Origin of the sequence: Burkholderia cepacia GG4 (assembly GCF_000292915.1) — a bacterium.
Lineage (GTDB): Bacteria > Pseudomonadota > Gammaproteobacteria > Burkholderiales > Burkholderiaceae > Burkholderia > Burkholderia cepacia_D.
This window is the reverse complement of the sequence record NC_018514.1, coordinates 2,091,114-2,109,506: the sequence shown is the minus strand read 5'-3', so window position 1 is coordinate 2,109,506 and position 18,393 is coordinate 2,091,114. Positions and strand designations below refer to the sequence as shown.

General features: G+C 67.9%; 15 protein-coding genes and 1 tRNA gene. 4 read left to right on the top strand and 12 right to left on the bottom strand.

The window, feature by feature from the left end; all coding sequences use genetic code 11:
• Positions 1-11: 11 nt before the first annotated feature.
• Positions 12-1,307, bottom strand: a complete 1,296-nt coding sequence (locus GEM_RS25075) for an O-acetylhomoserine aminocarboxypropyltransferase/cysteine synthase family protein (RefSeq protein WP_014900216.1) — start codon at positions 1,305-1,307, stop codon at positions 12-14.
• 132 nt (positions 1,308-1,439) lie between these two features.
• Here GEM_RS25075 and GEM_RS25070 point away from each other — a divergent pair, with 132 nt between their 5' ends.
• Complete coding sequence (locus tag GEM_RS25070; protein WP_014900215.1) at positions 1,440-2,108, top strand: O-methyltransferase; 669 nt, start codon at positions 1,440-1,442, stop codon at positions 2,106-2,108.
• 15 nt (positions 2,109-2,123) lie between these two features.
• On the opposite strand, the gene GEM_RS25065 is transcribed toward GEM_RS25070, so the two are convergent.
• The 4 genes from GEM_RS25065 to GEM_RS31560 form a co-directional block, all read right to left on the bottom strand.
• The gene (locus GEM_RS25065; protein ID WP_014900214.1) at positions 2,124-3,278 is read right to left on the bottom strand and encodes a DUF1176 domain-containing protein; all 1,155 of its coding nucleotides are present in this window, start codon (positions 3,276-3,278) and stop codon (positions 2,124-2,126) included.
• Positions 3,279-3,497: 219 nt separating this feature from the next.
• Positions 3,498-4,721 carry an RtcB family protein gene (locus tag GEM_RS25060; protein ID WP_041490822.1) on the bottom strand — a complete coding sequence of 408 codons (1,224 nt, stop codon included), beginning with the start codon at positions 4,719-4,721 and terminating at the stop codon, positions 3,498-3,500.
• A 60-nt stretch (positions 4,722-4,781) separates the two neighbouring features.
• Entirely contained in the window at positions 4,782-5,921 is a 1,140-nt protein-coding gene (locus tag GEM_RS25055; protein WP_014900212.1) for a slipin family protein, read from the bottom strand.
• Between the two features lie 257 nt (positions 5,922-6,178).
• Positions 6,179-6,251: transfer RNA gene (locus GEM_RS31560), tRNA-Cys, on the bottom strand.
• A gap of 338 nt (positions 6,252-6,589) precedes the next feature.
• On the opposite strand from GEM_RS31560, the gene rtcR reads away from it, so the two are divergent.
• The gene (rtcR, locus tag GEM_RS25050; protein WP_014900211.1) at positions 6,590-8,206 is read left to right on the top strand and encodes an RNA repair transcriptional activator RtcR; all 1,617 of its coding nucleotides are present in this window, start codon (positions 6,590-6,592) and stop codon (positions 8,204-8,206) included.
• A 34-nt stretch (positions 8,207-8,240) separates the two neighbouring features.
• Here the strand turns inward: rtcR and GEM_RS25045 are convergent, their stop codons facing one another.
• On the bottom strand, positions 8,241-8,867 hold the full coding sequence (locus GEM_RS25045) for a LysE family translocator (protein WP_014900210.1): 627 nt from the start codon (positions 8,865-8,867) through the stop codon (positions 8,241-8,243).
• Between the two features lie 130 nt (positions 8,868-8,997).
• Complete coding sequence (locus GEM_RS25040; RefSeq protein WP_014900209.1) at positions 8,998-9,906, bottom strand: LysR substrate-binding domain-containing protein; 909 nt, start codon at positions 9,904-9,906, stop codon at positions 8,998-9,000.
• Positions 9,907-10,014: 108 nt separating this feature from the next.
• Here GEM_RS25040 and GEM_RS25035 point away from each other — a divergent pair, with 108 nt between their 5' ends.
• Entirely contained in the window at positions 10,015-11,097 is a 1,083-nt protein-coding gene (locus GEM_RS25035; protein WP_014900208.1) for a tartrate dehydrogenase, read from the top strand.
• Between the two features lie 195 nt (positions 11,098-11,292).
• Entirely contained in the window at positions 11,293-12,603 is a 1,311-nt protein-coding gene (locus GEM_RS25030) for an MFS transporter (protein WP_014900207.1), read from the top strand.
• Between the two features lie 69 nt (positions 12,604-12,672).
• On the opposite strand, the gene GEM_RS25025 is transcribed toward GEM_RS25030, so the two are convergent.
• The 5 genes from GEM_RS25025 to GEM_RS25005 form a co-directional block, all read right to left on the bottom strand.
• The gene (locus GEM_RS25025; RefSeq protein WP_041490821.1) at positions 12,673-12,990 is read right to left on the bottom strand and encodes a hypothetical protein; all 318 of its coding nucleotides are present in this window, start codon (positions 12,988-12,990) and stop codon (positions 12,673-12,675) included.
• 76 nt (positions 12,991-13,066) lie between these two features.
• Complete coding sequence (locus GEM_RS25020; protein WP_014900205.1) at positions 13,067-13,564, bottom strand: shikimate kinase; 498 nt, start codon at positions 13,562-13,564, stop codon at positions 13,067-13,069.
• Between the two features lie 230 nt (positions 13,565-13,794).
• The gene (gene argG, locus GEM_RS25015) at positions 13,795-15,132 is read right to left on the bottom strand and encodes an argininosuccinate synthase (protein ID WP_014900204.1); all 1,338 of its coding nucleotides are present in this window, start codon (positions 15,130-15,132) and stop codon (positions 13,795-13,797) included.
• A gap of 329 nt (positions 15,133-15,461) precedes the next feature.
• A complete protein-coding gene (locus GEM_RS25010) occupies positions 15,462-16,532 on the bottom strand; it encodes an FUSC family protein (protein WP_014900203.1) in 1,071 nt (356 codons plus the stop codon).
• A 138-nt stretch (positions 16,533-16,670) separates the two neighbouring features.
• The gene (locus GEM_RS25005; RefSeq protein ID WP_014900202.1) at positions 16,671-18,203 is read right to left on the bottom strand and encodes a sensor domain-containing diguanylate cyclase; all 1,533 of its coding nucleotides are present in this window, start codon (positions 18,201-18,203) and stop codon (positions 16,671-16,673) included.
• Positions 18,204-18,393 lie beyond the last annotated feature (190 nt).

The following is an 18,393-nucleotide window of genomic DNA, read 5'->3' as shown; positions in this document are numbered from 1 at the left end:
GCCCGTTCCGGTCACAGTTGCGCGAGCGCCTGGTCGAGATCGGCGAGCAGGTCGTCGATATGCTCGATGCCGATCGACAGCCGCACCGTTTCCTCCTTCACGCCGGCCTTCGCGAGTTCGGCTGGCGACAGCTGGCGGTGCGTCGTCGACGCCGGGTGCGTCGCGAGCGATTTGGTATCGCCGATGTTGACGAGCCGCGTGAACAGCTTCAGCGCGTCCTGGAACCTTGCCCCGCCGTCGCGGCCGCCCTTCACGCCGAACGTCAGGATGCCGGGCGCGCGGCCCGACAGGTAGCGTGCGACGAGCGGGTGGTCCGGGTGATCGGGCAGCCCCGCGTAGTTCACCCACTCGACGTGTTCGTGGCGCGCGAGATGCTGCGCGATCTTCAGCGCGTTGTCGCTGATGCGTTCGATACGCAGCGCGAGCGTCTCGATACCCTGCAGGATCTGGAACGCGTTGAACGGCGAGATCGCCGCGCCCATGTTGCGCAGCGGCACGACGCGCGCGCGGCCGATATAGGCGGCCGGCCCGAACGCTTCCGTATAGACGACGCCGTGATAGCTGACGTCGGGCTCGTTGAGCCGCTTGAAGCGGTCCGCGTGCTGCGTCCACGGGAACTTGCCCGAGTCGACGATCGCACCGCCGAGGCTCGTGCCGTGGCCGCCGAGGTATTTCGTCAGCGAGTGCACGACGATGTCCGCGCCGTGTTCGAACGGGCGCAGCAGGTACGGCGACGGCACCGTGTTGTCGACGATCAGCGGGATGCCGTGGCGGTGCGCGATCTCGGCGAGCGCGGCGATGTCGGTCACGTTGCCGAGCGGGTTGCCGACCGACTCCGCGAAGATCGCCTTCGTGCGCGCGTCGATCAGCGGCTCGAACGATGCCGGGTCGCGCGGATCGGCGAAGCGCGTCGTGATCCCGTATTGCGGCAGCGTATGCGCGAACAGGTTGTAGGTGCCGCCATACAGCGAACTGGCGGACACGATGTTGTCGCCGGCTTCCGCGATCGTCTGGATCGCATACGTGACGGCCGCCTGGCCCGATGCCAGCGCGAGCGCGCCGATGCCGCCCTCGAGCGCGGCGATCCGCTGCTCGAGCACGTCCGTCGTCGGGTTCATGATCCGCGTGTAGATGTTGCCCTGGACCTTCAGGTCGAACAGGTCCGCGCCGTGCTGCGTGTCGTCGAATGCGTACGCAACGGTCTGGTAGATCGGCACCGCGACCGCGCGTGTGGTCGGGTCGGGGCGATAGCCGCCGTGCACGGCGATGGTTTCGAGGCGCCAGTTCGAAGAGGCCTGATCGGTCATGGGTGCTCCGTGTGTTGTTGTGATGGTCGACCGATTATAGGAGCACGTGCGCCGCTACCTTTAGAACGAATGGTTGGTTGCTTATGGAGGCGCGACGCATAGAATGCCTGCTCCACAGACGATAGGTGCGCGATGGATCAGGATCAGTGGAACAAGGTGGATGCGTATTTCTCCGCGACGCTCGTGCCGTCCGATGACGTGCTCGACGCCGCGCTCGCGGCAAGCGACGCGGCCGGGCTGCCCGCGATCAACGTCGCGCCGAACCAGGGCAAGCTGCTCCAGCTGCTCGCGACGATTCGCGGCGCACGGCGCATCCTCGAAGTCGGCACGCTCGGCGGTTACAGCACGATCTGGCTTGCGCGCGCGTTGCCGCCGGGCGGCCGGCTCGTGACGCTCGAATTGAACCCCGACCATGCGCAGGTCGCGACGCAGAACATCGCGCGCGCCGGGTTCGCGGAGGTCGTGTCGGTCGTCGTCGGCAGCGCGACGGACAGCCTCGCGCGGCTCGTCGACGCGGGCGAGGCACCGTTCGACTTCATCTTCATCGACGCGGACAAGGACAACAACGCCGTCTATCTGGATGCCGCGCTGAAGCTGTCGCGGCCGGGCACGGTGATCGTCGTCGACAACGTCGTGCGGCGCGGGCGGGTGGCCGATCCGGACAATCACGAGCCGGACGTCGTCGGCGTGCGCAACGGATTCGCCCGGATCGTCGCCGAGCCGAATCTCGTGACGACCGCTGTGCAGACGGTGGGGCTAAAGGGCTGGGACGGGTTCTCGATCTCAATCGTCGGCGCGTGATGTGACGGTCTCACGTCAGCGCGGGTTTTCGGTCGAGCCTGCGGTGCGATAGAGCCGCGGCCACTGAGCCAGGAACAGCCCGTTGCAGGCGCCGTGCATCGCGACATCGTTCAGGACGAAGCGCCGGCCGTCGAACACCCACGATGCGCTCGATCCGCAATCGCCGGCACTCCGCACGCGGTCGAGGCTCGACAGCGTCGCGTGCGCGGGATCGTAGCTTGCTTCCGTCAACTGGTTCGCGAACGACGCCGGGTCGAGGCCCGCGCTCGCGTGCTCGCCGAAGTCCAGCGGCGCCGGTGCGTAAGGCGCGGTGCGATGCACGCGATACCAGAGGTCGGTATGGTTGTACGCGCTGCTCGTCTGGCACGGGATCGACACGATCGCATCGGCGGCCGAGATCGCGATGGCCGTCGCCGTCTTGCGGCGATCGCGCGTCGACATTTCGTCGCCGGCATCGGCTGCGCAACGCTTCACGTTGCCGCCGAACTTGTCGAACACCGCGTCGACGAGCGGCCGTTGTTCGGCCGGCGTGAGGTCGGCCACGCGCGGTGCCGGAACCGGCGCGGGCGGTAGCGCCGGCGCGGCGGGCACCGACGACGCGGGCCGCGTGCCCTTGTGCAGCAGCGCCGTGACCGTGCCGATGCGGCCCTGCGTGTCGTCGATCAGCAGCAGCGCGGCACTCAGTCCCGACAACGACACGCGCGGCGCCTGCGCGGCCGCCGGGTCGCCGAAACTCAGCATCTGCGCGTTGTGCGACACGGTCAGCCATGCGTCGACCGTCGTCGGATCGCTGGTGTGGGTACGGAACGGATAGACGTCGTCATCCCCGCTGCCCGTCCGGGTGGCGGCGTGCCATTCGGCCGGCACTGCGTCGAACGGCTGGCCGTCCGCACGCGCGGTGCGCAGGTCGACGGGTGTCGATGCGAAGATTTCCAGCAGCGGGCGTGCATCGGGGCCGGCGTCGCGCGTGAGCCGCACGATCATGCTGGTGCGCGCGTCGTCGATGTCGTCGTTGCCGGCCTCGGCGACGCAGCGGTTCGCGTTGTCGCACACGACCGACCAGTTCTTGAAGTCGCGCGCGACCGAATGTTGCGCGCGATCGCGAGCGGCGGCGGAGAGCGACGCGGTGAGCACGGCGACGGCGACAGCAAGCGGGAGATGACGAAACATGACGGTTCGTATCGGCGGTGACGGGGCGAAGGGCGGATGTCCGGTTGCAAGCGCATCGTAAGCGCGCAGGGCGAGTCGAGCGCGCCGGGCAGCATCGAGTATACCGCCGCCAGGGTGACGATTCGTGCGACCGCGGCCGAACGCGGGCAGATGCGGAAACGGCGCGATGCCTGCGGGCATCGCGCCGTTCGTCTGTCGGCGGGCGTTCACTGCGTCGCGCTATCCCTTTACGCACACCACCTGACGCAGCGTATGCACCACCTCGACGAGGCTGCGCTGCGCCGCCATCACCGCGTCGATGTCCTTGTAGGCCATCGGGATCTCGTCGACGACGCCTGCGTCCTTTCGGCATTCGACCCCGCGCGTCGCGTTCACCTGGTCGTCGACCGTGAAGCGGCGCTTCGCCTCGGTCCGGCTCATCGCGCGGCCGGCGCCGTGGCTGCACGAGCAAAAGCTTTCCGGGTTGCCGAGCCCGCGCACGATGAAGCTCTTCGCGCCCATCGAACCCGGAATGATCCCGAGCTGCCCCTTCTGCGCGGACACCGCGCCCTTGCGGGTCACGAGCACGTCCTCGCCGAAGTGGCGTTCGCGCTGCACGTAGTTGTGGTGGCAGTTCACCGCGTGCTCGTCGACCGCGAACGGCTTGCCGATCACGCTGCGCGCCGCGCCGATCACTGCGTCCATCATCGCCTGCCGGTTGCGGCGCGCGTAGTCCTGCGCCCAGCCGACCGCTGCGACGTAATCGTCGAAGTGCCGGCTGCCCTCGGTGAAATACGCGAGGTTGCGATCCGGCAGGTTCGCGATGTGCTGCCGCATGTCGGCCTGCGCGAGTTCGATGAACAGGCTGCCGATCGCGTTGCCGACACCGCGCGAGCCGCTGTGCAGCATGAACCACACGTGGTCGGTTTCGTCGATGCACACCTCGATGAAGTGGTTGCCGGTGCCGAGCGTGCCCAGATGCGCGTAGTGGTTCGTCTTTTCCAGCTTCGGATACTTGGCGACGATCCGCTGGAAACCCGGCAGCAGCGACTTCCACGACTCGGTCACGGCGGCCGGCGTGCGATCGCCCCACGCACCCGGGTCGCGGCGGCCCGGCGCGCGCCCATGCGGCACCGCGCGTTCGATCGCGCTGCGCAGCCCGCCGAGCGCGTCCGGCAGGTCGGATGCCGCAAGCGTCGTGCGCGCGGCCATCATCCCGCAGCCGATGTCGACGCCGACCGCGGCCGGGATGATCGCGCCCTTCGTCGGGATCACGCTGCCGATCGTCGAGCCCTTGCCGAGGTGGACGTCCGGCATCACCGCGACGTGCCTGAAGATGAATGGCATCTGCGCGGTGTTGCGCAATTGCGTGCGCGCGTCGTCCTCGACGGCGACGCCTTGCGTCCACATCTTCACCGGCTTGCCGTTCGCCAGTTCCATCACCTGATAATCGTTGTCACTCATTGGCTTCACCATTCGTTCATGCGTCCGGCGCGGCACCCATGCGCCGCGCCGTTTCCTGCATCAAGCGCCCTTGATGCTGACGAGCCCGTTCAGCACCTGGTCGAGACCGCCGAACACCGAGATGCGGTCGATCCGTTCCGCGACGCGCTCGAGCGTTTCCAGCTCCTTGAGCCGCAGCGCGGTCGGGTTCTCTTCCATCACCTTCGCGGTGTTCAGCAGCGAGCGCGTCGCCGCCGTTTCCTCGCGGCGGCGGATCACGTTCGCCTGCGCGGCTTTTTCCGCTTCGACTACCTGCGCGAGGATCGTCTTCATGTCGCCCGGCAGCACGATATCCTTCACGCCGACGCTGCGCACGTCCACGCCCGACTGCGCGAGGCGCGTGCGCACCTGTGCGATCACGACCTCGTCGATCGCCTGCTTGTCCTCCAGCAGTTCGTCGAGCGAGCGCGTGCCGACGGCCGCGCGCAGCGCGAACTGCAGCTCGCGATACAGGTGCTCGACCGGCTTCTGCAGCTGGCCGAACGCATGCAGCACGTCCGCATAGCACCACGTCGCCGACAGGTTCAGCCGCAGCGCGACCTTGTCGCGCGTCAGGATTTCCTGGCCGGCGACTTCGAGCGCCTGCAGGCGCAGGTCGACGAGCTCGACCGACACGTCGCGATTGAAGCGCCAGAATGCCGCAACGCCCGCATCCAGCAGCCGCTCGATCTTGCCGTCGATCTTCAGCACCCCGACGTGATACGCCGGCACCTGCGCCAGCAGCACGCCGATCAGGCCCGCCATGCCGCGCGCACGCAGCGCCGGTTGCGCGATGCGCTTCACGAGCGTGGCCGGCAGCATGCTGTCCCGCGCGAGATCGACGCGCTCCAGCCGATGCGCGATCAGGCCGCGCCAGTACAGCCGGCGCGTGCCGGGCGGCAGGATCTCGACGAGCACGTCGTCCTCGTAGCGCAGGCCCGCTTCGTCGTCGGTCAGGTCCATCGCGACGAAGTATTGCGCGAGCACGTGCTGCGCGTCGTGACGCAGGTAGTCGGCCAGCGCCTGGTCGGCGAGCGGCGCGTCGAGACGCGCGGTCTGCACCGACAGCCGCCTGAACGGATCGAATGCCTTGAACACGCCCGGTTCCAGCACCTTCACGAAATCGCCCTCATTCATCAGCAGCGCGCGTTCGTTCTTTTTCACCACATGACGCTTCCACATATTCTTGTCCTTTTCTTCAATGGCCGCCGGGCGACGCGCATCGCACGGATCGGGGTGCGACGCGATCGGGCGGGCGGCGCGCTGGCCCGGCGCTGCAGCACGCGGCGACGCCTCCTGCATCGCGTCGTCGTGCGCATTCGCGCGGGCCGTCCGGCCGCCCGGCCGATCGCGCGGAACCGCAACCGGTCCGACGCGCGGCGGGCCTGTCGGCCCGCACCGGCGGTACTGCTTCGATCAACCGACCGTCCTTGCGGACGGCGTTCGGACGGGATTCGAACCCGCCACACACCGGCTTGCACCGGTTGCTCCACCAGAATGAGCTTCCGAACAATGGGCGCCCCGGGATTCGAACCCGGACGTGGCATGCCTGAGCGCGCCCCTTTGCCTTCGTCCGTCCATGGCGGCATACGCGACCGCGACGAACGAGGTTCGGCGGCGGCGCACCAGCAGGGCTTTGTGAACCCTGGCTCGCGGGCCAGCGGGACATCCGGCGCCTTCTATTGAGCGAGGAGCGTGCCAGTGGGCGCGTTTGTGCTCGAGATATTTCTGATGTGTTTGAAAATAAAAGGGAATTGTTTGTTTTTTGGCATTGAGCGCCCATGCGCTCCGCATTGGAGAAGCATGGAATTTCGATACAATTGGATCGTCTCTTATCCCACGAGATAAACATGCGCAAGACCGTCGCCATCGGCTTTCTCGGCATCGTGCTCGACCAGGGCGACCGCACGGCGCGTCGCTACCCCAAATGGCGGCCGACGATTTCGCTGTGCGAACACCCCGACCTGAAGATCGACCGGCTCGAACTGCTGTATCCGCAGGAATACGTGCGTCTCGCGAATCACGTGCGGGACGAGCTCGCGCAGCTGTCGCCGCATACCGACGTGCGGCTCACGCCGGTCACGATCCGCGACCCGTGGGATTTCGAGGAGGTCTACGCGACGCTGCACGACTACGCGCGCGCCTACCCGTTCGACCTCGAGCACGAGGATTACCTGATCCACATCACGCCCGGCACGCACGTCGCGCAGATCTGCTGGTTCCTGCTCGCGGAAGCGCGTTACCTGCCCGCGCGTCTCGTGCAGACGGGGCCGCCGAAGCAGACCGACGAAGGGCCGAGCGGGCCGGGCACGGTATCGGTGATCGATCTCGACCTGTCGCGCTACAACCGGATCGCCCAGCGCTTCACGCGCGAGCGCGACGAAACGGTGTCGTTCCTGAAGGCCGGCATCGCGACGCGCAACGCGCGCTTCAACGCGCTGATCGAGCAACTGGAGCGCGTGGCGGTGCGCTCGCGTGCGCCGATGCTGCTCGTCGGTCCGACCGGCGCTGGCAAGTCGTTTCTCGCGAAACGCGTGTACGAACTGAAGCGCGGCCGTCATCGGCTCGCGGGGCCGTTCATCGAGATCAACTGCGCGACGCTGCGTGGCGATGCGGCGATGTCGACGCTGTTCGGCCATGTGAAAGGCGCGTTCACCGGCGCGCAGTCCGCACGCGCGGGCTTGCTGCGCGCGGCGGACGGTGGCCTGCTGTTTCTCGACGAGATCGGCGAACTCGGGCTCGACGAGCAGGCGATGCTGCTGAAGGCGATCGAGGAGAAGCGCTTCCTGCCGGTCGGTGCGGACGTCGAGGCGACCAGCGACTTCGAGCTGATCGCGGGCACGCATCGCGACCTGCGGCAGATGGTGGCGGCCGGCACGTTCCGCGAGGACCTGTATGCGCGGATCAACCTGTGGACGTACGAATTGCCCGGGCTGGCCGAGCGTCGCGAGGACATCGAGCCGAACCTCGAATTCGAACTCGATCGCTTCGGGCGAGAGCAGGGCGAACAGGTGCGGTTCAACGTGGAGGCGAAGCGGCGCTATCTCGCGTTCGCGGCGTCGCCGCGCGCGGCATGGGCCGGCAACTTCCGCGAGCTGTCCGCATCGGTCACGCGGATGGCGACGCTGGCCGATTCGGGGCGGATTACCGAAGCGATTGCGGAGCACGAGGTCGATCGGCTGATCCGCACCTGGTCATCGCCGGGCGGTGCTCGGGCCGCGGACGCGTGCGTCGACGCGGTGTTCGGTGCGCGCGCGGCGGAACTCGACCTGTTCGACCGCGTGCAGCTTGAACGCGTGCTCGATGTGTGCCGAGTGTCGGCGAGTTTGTCGGAGGCCGGCCGCACGCTGTTCGCCGTGTCGCGGCAGAGCAAGAGGCAGCCGAACGATGCGGACCGGTTGCGCAAGTATCTTGCGCGGTTCGGGCTCGATTGGGACGGGGTGCGGGACGCGCTGGGGGCGTTGTAGTCGGGCAGGCGCGGCAATCAGCCGCTCACGCGCGTCAGCGCTGCTGCACCGCGACGCGCAACCCGAGCGCGATGAAGATCGAGCCGATGATCTTCCCCTGCCAGCGCGTGAGCCACGCGAGCCGCTTCACGAGGCGGCCGAGCGGGCGGATCGAGCAGGCGATCAGCGTCGTGTAGAGCGAGCTGAGCACGACGAAGATCAGCCCGAGCACCGCGAACTGCACGAACGTCGAGCCGCGTTCGGGATGCACGAACTGCGGCATGAACGCGAGGAAGAACAGCGCGGTCTTCGGGTTCAGCACTTCGGCCGGGATCGCCTGCAGGTACGCCTTCAGCGGCGTGACGGGCGACACCTTCGGCAGCGACGGATCGGACGGCCGGTCGAGCAGCGCGCGCACGCCGAGGTAGATCAGGTATGCCGCGCCGACCAGCTTCACGACGTTGAACGCGAGCGCCGACGTCATCAGCAGCGCCGACAGCCCGGCGGCTGCGAACAGCGTGTGCACGAAGTCGCCGCTCGCGACGCCGAGCCCGGTCAGGATGCCGGTCTTGCGGCCGCCCTGCACGGTGCGGCTCAGCACGAGCAGCACGGCGGGGCCGGGGATCAGGAATAGACCCAGTACGACGGCGGTGAAGGTGGTCAGGGTAGTCAGGTCGAACATGGCGGCTCCGGCAGGTTGGCGCAGCAGCGGGGGATCGGGGCATTGTATTCGGTGCGGCGCGCGGCTGCCGGCGCCGGCCACGACCACGCTGCGATCTTGATACGGCAGAGTGTATTGGCGCCTGCCCCCGTCACCCGCCCAGCTCTCCCGCCAGAAAATCCACGAACGCACGGATCCGCGCGGACATCTGATGCCGCTGCGCATACACCGCATAGATATCCGCGCTCGGCGTCTCATAGTCGGGCAGCACGACGACGAGGCGCCCGTCGGCCAGATAGTCGCGGATATCCCATTCGGCGCGCATCAGGATCCCGTGCCCGTCGAGCGCCCACTTCACCGCGATCTCGCCGTCGTTGGTCGTCAGGTTGCCGTTGATCCGCACGGCTTCCGTGTTGCGCGCCGCGCCGCGCCCGTTCGTCAGGCGCCAGATCCCGTAACCCTCGTCACCCTGCCGGATGCCGATGCAGTTGTGCCGCGCCAGTTCGTGCGGCGTGCCCGGCGTCCCGTGCCGCGCGAGATATGCGGGCGCCGCGCACAGCAGCCGGCGGTTCGGCGCGAGCCGCCGCGCGACGACGCGAGTGTCGGGCGGCTCGCCGAAGCGGATGCACACGTCGAACGCGTCGTCCGTGAGCGGCGGCGGCATCACCGACAACTGCAGCTGCACCGACACCTCCGGATAGCGCGCAACGAAGCGCGAGATCGCCGGGCCGACGTGGCTGCGCCCGAAACCGAGCGTCGCGTTCACGCGCAGCAGCCCCTTCGGGCGCTGCTTCGCGCTGCCGAGCAGTTCGCCCAGCTCGTCCATCTGGTCGAGGATCCGGCGCGCGTAGTCGAGATAAACGTCGCCCTCGGGCGTCAGCATCATGCGCCGCGTGGTGCGGTTGACGAGCGTCACGCCCGCGCGCCGCTCCATTTGCGTGAGCCGCTTGCTGACGGCCGCCGCGGTCAGCCCGAGCTCACGCGCTGCCGCGCTCAGGCTGCCCGACGCGGCCAGCGTCGAGAAGAAGCCGAGATCGGCCGGCTGGACGGTATCCGCCATGACGGGATTTGTGAATTGAAGTTAAAGATGCTTTGAGTATAGCCCCGGTTTCTGCACTCCCGGTTCGGTAAAGTGCATTCACGCTCACGCGCAATCGAGGATGTCAGCATGAAGACCTACCGTATCGCGACCATTCCCGGCGACGGCATCGGCAAGGAGGTGGTGCCGGCCGGCAAGCAGGTGCTGGAAGCACTGGCTCGCGGCAGCGACCGCTTTGCGTTCGAGTTCGAGGATTTCGACTGGGGCGCCGATTACTACCGCCAGCACGGCGCGATGATGCCGGCCGATGGCCTCGACGCGCTGCGCGGCAAGGACGCGATCCTGTTCGGCTCGGCAGGTGACCCCGACGTGCCCGACCACGTGACGCTGTGGGGCCTGCGCCTGAGGATCTGCCAGGGCTTCGACCAGTACGCGAACGTGCGCCCGACGCGCATCCTGCCCGGCATCGACGCGCCGCTGAAGCGCTGCGGGCCGGAAGACCTGAACTGGGTAATCGTGCGCGAGAACTCGGAAGGCGAATATGCGGGCGTCGGCGGCCGCGTGCACCAGGGTCATCCGATCGAGGCCGCGACCGACGTGTCGATCCTCACGCGGGCCGGCGTCGAACGCATCATGCGTTTCGCGTTCCGGCTCGCGCAGTCGCGCCCGCGCAAGCTGCTGACCGTGATCACGAAGAGCAACGCGCAGCGTCACGCGATGGTGATGTGGGACGAGATCGCGAAGCAGATCGCGCAGGAATTCCCCGACGTCACGTGGGACAAGGAACTCGTCGACGCCGCGACCGCGCGCATGGTGAACCGCCCGGCGTCGCTCGACACGATCGTCGCGACCAACCTGCACGCGGACATCCTCAGCGATCTCGCCGCTGCGCTCGCCGGCAGCCTCGGCATCGCGCCGACCGGCAACATCGATCCGGAGCGCCGCTATCCGTCGATGTTCGAGCCGATCCACGGCTCTGCGTTCGACATCATGGGCAAGGGGCTCGCGAATCCGGTCGGCACGTTCTGGTCGGTCGTGATGCTGCTCGAGCATCTCGGCGAGACCGACGCGGCCGCGCGCGTGATGCAGGCGATCGAGGCCGTGACGGCCGACCCGTCGCTGCATACGCGCGACCTCGGCGGCAGCGCGACGACCGCGCAGGTGACGGCCGCCGTCTGCGAGCGCGTCGCGAACGCGGCGGTCGCAGCCTGACGGCGGCGAGCATGGCGACGGCGGCGCATGCGCGCGGCCGTTCACCGGCGCTTCGCCCCGCCCCGGCATTTGCTGCCCGCGACTCGCGGGTTCGACGCGAGCCGGGTGCCGGTGCACACGCTTCGTCGTGACACCGGCCAGTACGCACCGAGCACGCGAGGACAGAGCACGGCTCGACCTCGCAGGAGGAGACACATGCAGGCGGATCTGGAAACTCGCGTCGCGCGGAAACTGATGTGGCGCATCATTCCGTTCGTGATGCTGCTTTACTTCGTCAGCTTTCTCGATCGCGTCAACGTCGGCTTCGCGGCGATGACGATGAACCAGGCGATCGGCCTGTCGCCGACCGCGTTCGGGCTCGGCGGCGGCCTGTTCTTCATCGGCTACTTCCTGTTTGAAGTGCCGAGCAACCTGATCCTCCACCGCGTCGGCGCACGCATCTGGATCGCGCGCGTGATGATCACGTGGGGCATCGTGTCGGCGGTGTCCGCGTTCGCGGCCGGGCCGACGAGCTTCTACGCATTGCGTTTCCTGCTCGGCGTGGCCGAAGCCGGGTTCTTCCCCGGCATCATCCTGTACCTGAGCCTGTGGTTTCCGGCGAAGCAGCGCGCGGTGGCCGCCGCATGGTTCATGGCGGCGGCGCCGATCTCCACCGCGATCGGTTCGCCGCTGTCGGGCGCGATCATGCAGATGCCGCCGATGTTCGGGCTCGCCGACTGGCAGATGCTGTACATCGTCGAAGCGCTGCCCGCGGTCGTGCTCGGCTTCGTCGTGCTGAAGTGCCTGACCGATGCGCCGTCGAAGGCCGCGTGGCTGCAGCCGGACGAGCGCGACTGGCTGATCGCGAAGCTGAAGTCCGAAGCCGACGCGCGGCACACGCATGCCGGGCATACGGCCGGCGCGTGGCAGGCGCTGCGCGACCCGCGCGTGCTGGCGCTCGCGCTGATCTATTTCGGCACGTCGGCGGGCCTCTATACGCTCGGTCTGTGGGCGCCGCTGATGGTCAGGCAGTTCGGCTTCACCGCTTTGCAGACGGGCCTGCTGACCGGCATCCCGAGCATCGCCGCGGTCGTCGCGATGATCGGGTGGGCGCGGCATTCGGATCGCACCGGCGAGCGCACGTGGCACGTCGTGATTCCGTGCGTGCTGGCCTGCATCGGCTTCGTGTGCGCGGGGCACGCGAGCACCGCGCTCTTGACGGTGCTCGCGCTGGTCGTCGTCAACATCGGGATCAGCGCCGCGAAGGCGCCACTGTGGGCGATGCCGAGCGCGTTCCTGTCAGGTGCCGGCGCGGCCGCGGGGATCGCGATGATCAACTCGATCGGCAACCTCGGCGGGTTCGTCGGGCCGTTCGCGATCGGCTGGCTCAAGCATGTGACGGGCGGGTACGCGGCCGGGTTGTACGTGGTCGCGGGCACGCTCGCGGTGTCGGCGGTCGTCACGCTGGTGCTGAGCCGCAAGGGCGCGCGCGAGCCGGTCGTGTCGCGGGTGCAGCATCATCATTGAAGGCGAGGCGCGTCCGCAATCATGCATCCGGACGCGCACGCGGCGCGGACTCACCGGCCGGGACGTCGCTCACGCATGGAGCCAGAACCACGCGCCCGGGATGCAGAGCAGAAGGTGCGGCGGTCGCGCGACACGGAACGAGGTCCGTGGCGCTTGGTCCGGTTTCGGCGTGTCGGCCGCGAGGCAGCCGATGCCGACGGCAAGCGCCAGGACGGAGATCGCAGCCATGACCCGGAGACCGGGGCTGAGCACGCCTACGCCGGCATACGGATCCGCCATCGAGCTCGCATCGCCGTAGCACATCACCATCGCGCCGATTTCAATGACCGCGATCCACGCGAGGATGGCGCCGCATCGTGTCGTCAGGTCGTATCGGGTGTCGTTCACGGGTGGTGAAAAGTCCCGAGGATACACGGGACGGCGGCGAGGATCTCCGTGACGGTGCGCGACCGAAACGGCAGCGTCAACGTGCGGGAAGCGCCGCGCGGCGTGCGATATCCGCCGCACACTCATCGGCCGATGCCTTCGACGTATCGACAAGGCAATCGCTGAACGCGCGCGCCGCATACCCTTCCCGATACATCTCGGCGATCCGTTGCCGTTCCCGGTCCGTCAGTGTGCGCACGCCGCGATCCGACGCCGCGACCGCTTCCGGCGGCGCCAGGGTCACGACATACAGCCGCGCATCGCGTGCCGCGCAGGCGGCGTGCAGCCGTTCGAACTCCGCTTCGCCGATGGGATAGGCGATCACCAGATGACGTTCGCGCGCGTCCGCGATGTGCATGACGAGGCGTTCCAGCGCGATGGCCCACTGCACGTCGAACGGTACGTCTTCGGGCGCATCGTGATCGTCGCCGTCGATGAAGCGCGCGTCGGGCAGCACGCGTGCGAGTGCGCGACCGATCGTCGTCTTGCCGCTGTTGATCGGGCCGTTCAGGTGAATGACGGTGAGGGAAGTCATGAGCACGGACAGGAATCGAACGACTCGCAGCTTGCCATGCTCGGCAAGGCGTTGCAGCGTCGCTTGCGCATGATGCGGCGTGCTGCGATCGCGGGCAAACGGGAAGGGGAAACGGAGGAGAGGCGGGGAAGAGGCGGAGGAAACGGCAGGCCGCGTATGCACCGACGCACACACGGCCTGCCCGGCCGGGCCGCGTATCGGCTACGCGCCCCGGCTTCGAGCGAAACGGCTTACTTGTCGCCGTCGCCCTTGATTTGCGGCAGCGCCGACGATTCGCCCGGCGTCAGCAGACCGACTTGCGAATACACGCGCAGCTTGTCGCGCGTATCGGTGATGTCGAGGTTGCGCATCGTCAGCTGGCCGATCCGGTCGCGCGGCGAGAACGTCGACGCTACCTTCTCCATCGACAGGCGTTCCGGCTGGTACGTGAGGTTCGGCGACTTCGTGCTCAGGATCGAGTAGTCGTTGCCGCGGCGCAGTTCGATCTTCACTTCGCCGGTGATCGCGCGCGCGACCCAGCGTTGCGCCGTTTCGCGCAGCATGATCGCCTGCGGGTCGAACCAGCGGCCCTGGTACAGCAGGCGGCCGAGGCGGCGACCGTTCTCGCGGTACTGCTCGATCGTGTCTTCGTTGTGGATGCCGGTGACGAGACGCTCGTACGCGATGTACAGCAGCGCGAGGCCCGGGGCTTCATAGATGCCGCGGCTCTTCGCCTCGATGATGCGGTTCTCGATCTGGTCGCTCATGCCGAGGCCGTGGCGGCCGCCGATGCGGTTCGCTTCCAGCAGCAGCTCGACCGGGTCCGTGAACTCGACGCCGTTCAGCGCGACCGGCTGGCCGGCTTCGAAGCGCACCGTCACCTCTTCGGCGGCGATCTTCACGTCGTCGCGCCAGAACGCGACGCCCATGATCGGGTTCACGATCTTGATGCCGCTTTCGAGGCTTTCCAGATCCTTCGCCTCGTGCGTCGCGCCGAGCAGGTTCGAGTCGGTCGAATACGCCTTCTCGGCCGACATCTTGTAGGCGAAGCCGGCCTGGTTCATGAATTCGGACATTTCGGCGCGGCCGCCGAGTTCGTCGATGAACGTCTGGTCGAGCCACGGCTTGTAGATCTTCAGATCCGGGTTCACGAGCAGGCCGTAGCGGTAGAAACGCTCGATGTCGTTGCCCTTGTACGTGCTGCCGTCGCCCCAGATGTTGACGCCGTCTTCCTTCATCGCGGCGACGAGCATCGTGCCCGTCACGGCGCGGCCGATCGGCGTCGTGTTGAAGTACGTGACGCCGGCGGTCGTGATGTGGAACGCACCGCTTTGCAGCGCCGCGATGCCTTCGGCGACGAGCTGCGCGCGGCAGTCGATCAGGCGGGCGCCGGCTGCGCCGTATTCGATCGCGCGTTTCGGGATCGCGTCGTAATCGTCTTCGTCGGGCTGGCCGAGGTTCGCCGTGTATGCGTACGGGACGGCGCCCTTCAGTTTCATCCAGTGCAGCGCGGCGCTGGTGTCCAGGCCGCCGGAGAAGGCGATACCGACCTTCTGGCCGGTCGGGAGGCTTTCGAGAATCGTGCTCATAGGAATTACCGTGGATTGAAGCCGGTGGGATCGTATTTCGCGGAATACGCGAGTATCGGCTGTCCGGGGAGTTGGGGCAAGACCTGATTTACGCGCAAATGCGTTGGCGGGCCCGGTGCGGCGGGCCCGGCAGGCGGCTAACCGCCCGGAGAACCCGGTGCGAACCGACCCGGAACGACGGTCGAAACGCCCGCCGGCGAGCCCGGGCGCGGCGGATGTTTCCGGGGCCGGATCGGAAGAGGCGCGTGGCCGCCGTCGTCAGGATGCCGGTCTGTCTTGATGAAAGGCAGATGAAAGACTGGCCGGCTTCACCCGGATTCCGGCGACCTTCAGATATTCCACGCCGATGCGGTTTCGAGCAGCTTCTCGCGCAGTTGTTCCACTTCGCCGGCCAGCTTGGCCGTGATCGATACATGGCCGGACAGCTCCGGCGGCGGTGCGTCGTGCGGCGGATCGACCGGCCGGCGGCGCGGCGCGAGCCGGCTCGGCGTGCCGAACTTGAGCGCGCGGCTTGCGCCGACGAGCGTGTCGCGGATGCGCCGGTTCACGGCCTTCATCGCGGTGCGCATGTATTCGCGGGCGGCCAGGTCGTCGCGGGCCGGCACCGTGCTCGACAGGATCTCCAGGTAACCGATGCACAGGCGCAGGCCGCGCTGGATCGCCTCGAGCTGCGTGACCGGGATATCGCATTCCTTCGATACCGACGGCATCAGCGAACGCAGCTGCACCAGCAGCGCGCTCAGCGCGGCCATTTCCTTCAGGTGCGCGTCGTCGCTCACGTGGCGGTCGCCCGCGAGCCGCGCATGCACGGCCGCGCACGCGCGCAGCGCGTCGGCGAGCTTGTAGCGCCACGAGTAGGTCGCATAGAGCGGCAGCGCGAACGAGAACGCCAGCGCGATCGCGATGCCGGTCAGCACGTTCACCGCGCGCCACAGGCCGTCGACGAGCTCGTTGTCGCCGTGCCCGGCGACGATCACCATCGTGATCGCCGACAGCAGCGCGATATAGCCGGCCTTGCCGATCGCGTGATATGCGCAGAAGCCGCACGCGATCGCCATCAGCAGGTAGATCGCGAGCGGCGCGTGCAGGACGGAATAGAGCACGATCAGCCCGAGCCCCGCGAGCGCGCCGATCGACGTGCCGAGCGCGCGCTCGGCCGCCTTCTTGCGGATGTTGCCGTGGTGCTGCAGCCCGCCGACAACGATCAGCACGGTGATCGTCGACCATTCGCCGTGCGGTACGCGCAGGCCGGTGGACAAGGCGATCGACACGAGAATCGCGAGCGCGACGCGCGCCGCATGGATCAGCTTCGCGTGCCGGTAGCGGCGGTAAGGGTCCAGCAACGGACGGAGCGCGTGGCGCAGGAGCGGTGGCAGGCGGGCGGGGAGCTGGGCGGTCATGACGGAGCTGGGGTGGCCGGGACACGCGCAGGCGGCCTGCGCGGGCCGGCGCCGCGCCGCCTGCGCAGCAGACGTAACGCTAGCCGAACGCGCGCGGGCTGTCCACGGCGGGGCGGCGCGGCGCGGCCGGCTGGCGCGTCACGCGTCGGCCGCGCTCGTCTCGGCGTCCGACACGCGATTGCGGCCGCCGGACTTCGCGCGGTACAGCGCCTCGTCGGCCAGCCGCAGCAGCGTCGCGGCGTTGACGCGCGCGCCGGCGGCGGTCGCCGTGCCGATGCTGGCCGTCACGTGCCCGTACGGGCTGCGGCCATGCTTGATGTCAAGCCCGGCGATCGCGCGCCGGATCCCTTCGGCGACGGTCGCCGCGCCTTGCGCGTCGGTGTCGGGCAGCGTGACGACGAATTCCTCGCCGCCGTAGCGCGCGACGTGGTCGCTGTCGCGGCGCAGGCAGTGCGATGCGGATTGCGCGACGCGGCGCAGCACGTCGTCGCCGGCGAGGTGGCCGTAGTAGTCGTTGAATGCCTTGAAATGATCGACGTCGACGAACAGCACGGACAGCGGGCGGCCGCTGCGGGACGCGCGCTGCGCTTCCTTCGCGAGCACCGCGTCGAACGTGCCGCGGTTGTCGAGGCCGGTCAGCGAATCGGTGCGCGCGAGCCGGTACAGCTTCGCTTCGGCGATCTGCCTGCGCCTCAGTTCGCGCGACAGCGCGAGCGAGCCCCACGCGATGAACGCGGTGAACAGCCCCATCAGCACGGCGGTCCAGATCGCGCGATGGCGCCACGACGCGTAGATGTCGATCTCGGCGGGCGCGACGTCGACGACCAGCGGCAGATGCGCGAGATGCTTGTAAACATAGATGCGCCGCACGCCGTCGATCGCGCCGACGCCCGTCAGCGCGCCTTCGCTGCTGCGCAGCGCCTCGGCGAAGAGCGGGGCGTCGTGAATGTCGAGGCCGACCACGCGCGCATCGTACGGCAGGCGGGACACGAGCGCGCCGTTGTCCTCGACGATCGCCGCGCTGCCGTGTAGGCCGACCGCGAGACCGTCGAGCAGCGCGCGGAAGTAGTCGATGCTGAGCGTGCCGACGACGATCCCGCCGAACGAGCCGTCGGGCAGCGTGATCCGGCGGCTGAGCGCGATCGTCAGTGCGCCGCCGCGCAGCCGGGACGCATAGGGCCGGCTGATGTAGAGGCCCTGCGCGAGCCGGTCGCGATGCGCGGTGAAATACTCGCGATCGGCGAAATTGCCCTGCCGCGGCGGCGACGCGCTCGAATCAATCACGATATTGCCGTGCGCATCCATCACGAAAATGGCGCCGAGATAGGCGCCGGTCGCCGCGCGGTCGAACAGCAGCCGGTGACGCTGGTGCGGCGGCAGTGTCATCAGTTCCGGATCGGCGAGACCGTCGACGACGTTTTGCAGCGACAAATCGTAAAGCTCGATATTGCGCGAGATATCGCGCTCGATCAGCAGCATCAGGTTGCGCGCATTTTCGACCGCATGGTCATACGCGTCGTGCCGCGCCTCGATTATCAGCGACGCGGAAAGCCCCCAGCTGAATGCCAGCAGCACGATGCCCGCGACGAGTACGCCGCGGGGCGACAGAATGCGTGCCACGATCGACGCGGTATGGCGGCGCAGCGTAGCGAGCGGCGGGTATGACTTCATCCTCGGGGTCGGCGGGGCGTCGGATATTGGTGTCGTCGACGGTTCCGCGCGCTGATTATTTCGAATTAACGCGCATTATCTCGCGAATTCCCGAATTTGGCCGCGAGATGCAAAACATGCATGCGCACACGGCGATTCGAAACGGTTACGCATCATTACCGCGGTCCGTGTGTTCGATTTGATTTGAATC